This is a genomic window from Pseudomonas sp. P5_B2, from assembly GCF_056400445.1.
On the sequence record NZ_JBFULH010000468.1, the window covers coordinates 1 to 3185 of the forward strand.

Annotated in this window: 4 protein-coding genes; 3 read left to right on the forward strand and 1 reads right to left on the reverse strand. The window is 58.1% G+C overall.

The window, feature by feature from the left end; translation table 11 throughout:
* Window positions 1–526, forward strand: a 526-nt coding sequence (locus tag AC1DRJ_RS22475; protein WP_477804077.1) for an alpha-E domain-containing protein, incomplete at its 5' end; no start/stop codon positions are given.
* Window positions 523–1332: a transglutaminase family protein gene (locus AC1DRJ_RS22480; protein WP_477804078.1), complete on the forward strand. Its 810-nt coding sequence runs from the start codon at window positions 523–525 to the stop codon at window positions 1330–1332. The genes AC1DRJ_RS22475 and AC1DRJ_RS22480, both read left to right, overlap by 4 nt.
* A gap of 73 nt (window positions 1333–1405) precedes the next feature.
* Here the strand turns inward: AC1DRJ_RS22480 and AC1DRJ_RS22485 are convergent, their stop codons facing one another.
* Window positions 1406–2227: a c-type cytochrome gene (locus tag AC1DRJ_RS22485; RefSeq protein ID WP_477804080.1), complete on the reverse strand. Its 822-nt coding sequence runs from the start codon at window positions 2225–2227 to the stop codon at window positions 1406–1408.
* Window positions 2228–2819: 592 nt separating this feature from the next.
* Between AC1DRJ_RS22485 and AC1DRJ_RS22490 the strand changes: the two genes are divergently transcribed.
* Window positions 2820–3185 (forward strand): thiolase family protein (locus AC1DRJ_RS22490; protein ID WP_477804079.1); only part of this gene is annotated, 366 nt, incomplete at its 3' end.

A 3185-nucleotide genomic window follows, 5' to 3' on the forward strand; every position in this document is an offset into this window, starting at 1 on the left:
TTCCCACCTGTTTCGGGGCGCGTCCTACGGCACCATCATGCGTAACGATGCGTTCCGCTTCATTCGTCTGGGAACATTTATCGAAAGGGCTGACAACACGCTGCGCCTGCTCGACGCTCGCTATGAGATGGCCGGCGATCAAGCTGAAGCCGTCAGTGACAGTACGGCGCACGCCTATTATCAGTGGAGCGCGTTGCTTCGTGCGCTGTCGTCGTTCGAGGCATACACCGAGATCTACCGCGACGCCCCCGGTGCCCGGCATGTGGCAGAGTTGCTGTTGTTGCGAGCCGATGTGCCGCGCTCCTTGCGCGCCTGCACCGAAGAAATCGACCAGATCCTCGCCAGCCTGCCGGGGGCCAACGGCCGTCCGGCACAACGCCTGGCCGCTGAGATAGACGCGCGCTTGCGCTACACYGGCATCAACGAAATTCTCGACGAAGGCCTGCACGCCTGGCTGACCGAGTTCATCCCGCTGGTGCGCCAGTTGGGCAACGCCATTCACAGTTCTTACCTGGAGGCTGCATGAGACTCTCCATTAGCCACGAAACCACCTATCACTACGAAGATCAGGTGCGGGCGAGCATCCAGTACCTGCGACTGACACCCCACGACAGCGAGCGTCAACACGTACTCAGCTGGCAACTCGATCTGCCGCGCCCGGTACGCGCGCAACTCGATCCGTTCGGCAACATATTGCACGTGCTGACAATGGACGAGCCGCACGAGGCAATCATCATCGGCGCCCGTGGCCAGGTCGACATCGACGAACTGCGCGAGGCCGAGCATGAAAGCCAGTCGCCGCTGCCGTTCCTGCGTTTCACACGCCTGACCGAGCCGGACGAAGCCTTGCGAGCGTTCGCGCAAAAGGAATGCAAAACACGTCGGGATCGCACCGCGCTGATCGACTTGATGCATGGCCTTAACCAGCACATGACCTACACGCCGGGCTCAACCGAAGTCGACACCAGCGCGGCTCAGGCCTTCGCCGGGCGTTCAGGCGTCTGTCAGGACCATACTCATGCGTTTCTCGCCTGCGCGCGCAGCCTGGGTATTCCGTCGCGTTATGTATCGGGGTATTTGTACAGCGAGAATAGCGAACACTTGGCTAGTCACGCTTGGGCGGAAGCCTGGCTCGACGACGCCTGGTACAGTTTTGACGTGACCAATGAACTGGCTCGTCCGGAGCGCCACTTGAAACTGGCGGTGGGTCTGGATTACCTGGATGCCTGCCCGGTACGCGGAATGCGTCGTGGCGGCGGGTGCGAGCAAATGCATGCGAAGGTGTTTGTGTCGCCAACGCCGATGCCGGTTGTCTCCGTCCAACAGCAATAATCAGGAACCTCACAAATCCCTTGTAGGAGTGAGCCATTTGGCGAGGGGGCTCACTCCTACAGGGGGAATGGTGTCAGGGCTTAATCTTGCGTCCGGCCATATGCTTCAAATACCCCACCAGCATGTCCAGATCCCCCTCCGGTAATACCTGAGCGGTAAACCCCGGCATCTTCGCCTGAGGCCACTGGCGTAAGCTTTGTGGATCACGGATATACCGCTTCAGGAAATCCGCTCCAAAATACTCGGTCGGGCTATACGGAATATTCAGATCCGGTCCGAACTGCGCATCTCCGGCGCCATTCAGTCGATGGCACGCCAGGCAGTTTTTTTGAAACAGTGCAAAACCTTGATTGACCGGATCGTCCGTTTTCAAGGCCGAATCCGGCAGCAAGGCAGGGAAGCGTTCGGCCACCGGTGCCATGCGTTTGATGCTGGCGACCTGGTACGGCCACTGCTCCGGGCTGATATTTCCAGCCTGCGGATCGCTCCAGACCAGATAAAACGGCCCGGCACTCGGCTTGCCTGCAGACAACGCCGGCCATGGTTTGGCTGGGTCTTCAATCGCCAACCATGCCTGTGCACCTTGGGTGTTGAGCAATGGTGCAGCGGCCAGCTCGGCAGCAAATCCGTCCAGCGCCACGGCTTGAAGATGGTCAGCAGGCTTGATACCGGTCAACAACGCCGCCAGCGGCACCGCTTGATAGCTCATCTCCCGTTTATAGGAAACGTCGTCGGCAATGCGCAGGGTCCGCAGTTGTGGATGCTTGAGCAGCTCCTCGGTCTGCCAGGTGCGACTGCTCGCGCCCAGCTCAAGGTTCAGCTGTGCGGCAAACAGAGGCGTGCTGAACAGCAAGGCCCCGATCAGAGTGAGCGTTTTCAATAGATCGCCATCCATGTCGTGAAGGTGCCACAAAGGTTGGCACACCTACGCTGGCTCGGGTAGCGAACCAGTCACATTTTGGAATGACGATATAAATACCTAACGCCGTATTTCTTACCGACTAGCCAATTACCTTGGTCAGATTCGGCAAAATCAACAACAGCGTGGTAGCGAAAAGAATGAGCCCGGCTTGACGTACTTTTGATTGCTTGAACATGGCTGACCGCCTTTATTGTTATTTCCTGATGCCTGCCTGCATATCTCCATGACGGCAGAGCGTTGCACTTCCTGTAAGACGAGCGCCTCGGCAAAACCCGACGACAACTTCGTACACTTCACCTTAGAGCCCGCGTCACGCGTGGTTTAGATCAATTTCGTATGGGTTGCTCTATAAAAGCTCTAAAAATGGTATGAGGCCTATTGCCAGCTTCTTGGGCACCCTTTTGCTAGACAGCTCTGTGTCCTGAATCGGTTAATCCCGATGCTCACTACCGTCCGTCTGAGCGTGTCCGTCAACGTCTGTGAGCGCTACGGTCATTGAATCCGCAGCGGCTCGGCATAAGAGTGAGCGCTCAGTATTTACTCACCGCCCAGGTTCGAGGACGTCATGACCCAAGCTTTGATTTTCGATGCGTTACGCACGCCCCGCGGCAAAGGCAAGGCCGATGGCGCCTTGCACAGCGTCAAACCGATCAATCTGGTGGCCGGCTTGCTGAGGGCGCTGCAACAGCGCACTTCGCTCGATACCAGTCAGGTCGATGATGTCGTGCTTGGCTGCGTGACACCTATTGGTGATCAGGGCTGCGACATTGYCAAGACCGCGACGCAAGTGGCGGATTGGGACGTCAGTGTCTCAGGTGTTCAGATCAACCGCTTTTGCGCTTCAGGCCTTGAGGCGGTGAACCTCGGCGCGATGAAGGTGCGTTCCGGTTTCGAAGACCTGGTGGTGGTCGGCGGTGTCGAGTCGATGTCC